The following is a 521-nucleotide window of genomic DNA, read 5'->3' as shown; positions in this document are numbered from 1 at the left end:
GGTGGTTCGGGCGGGGGCGGCTGCTCCACTGGCAGGGGGCAGGCGAGGCGGCGGCGGCCACGCTCCTCCTCCAGCCGGGCAAGCTCCGCCTCCAGCGCGTCCTGCCGCTCCGCCTCCCGCTGCGCCTCCTGATAGGTGGCAAGGCTGGCGGGATCGAGCCGGCAGGCGGGGATCTCCACCGGCACCAGCGCCGCGCCGAACAGCGGCAGCAGGATGCCAGCCGCCAGCGCCAGCGCCGCCAGCGCCCCGCCCGCCAGCGCCCAAGGGCGCCAGGGGAAGCCGGGCGGCGCCTGCCAAGCCCGGCCATCGTCGAACCGCGCCAGCAGCCCGGGCGGCCGCTCCGCCCGCGCCGGCACATGCGCCCAGGCCGCCAGCACCGGCCGGCCATCCACCGCGAAGACCGCCTCGAGGTCCGGCACCTCCCGCAGCGCCGGCCAGGCCGCGGCCACATTGGGCGCCGCGCCGCTCTCCCCGAGCCTGCGGATGTCGGAGAGGATCGCCCCCAGCGCCTCGGTCAGCGC

1 protein-coding gene is annotated in these 521 nt (G+C 78.9%); it reads right to left on the bottom strand.

Translation table 11 applies throughout. The features are described 5' to 3' along the window. Positions 1-521, bottom strand: a 521-nt coding sequence (locus tag NJ376_RS15235; RefSeq protein ID WP_252954142.1) for a hypothetical protein, incomplete at both ends; no start/stop codon positions are given.

This window comes from Siccirubricoccus soli (assembly GCF_024178315.1).
GTDB classification, from domain to species: domain Bacteria; phylum Pseudomonadota; class Alphaproteobacteria; order Acetobacterales; family Acetobacteraceae; genus Siccirubricoccus; species Siccirubricoccus soli.
This window is presented reverse-complemented; position numbering and strand designations above follow the sequence as displayed.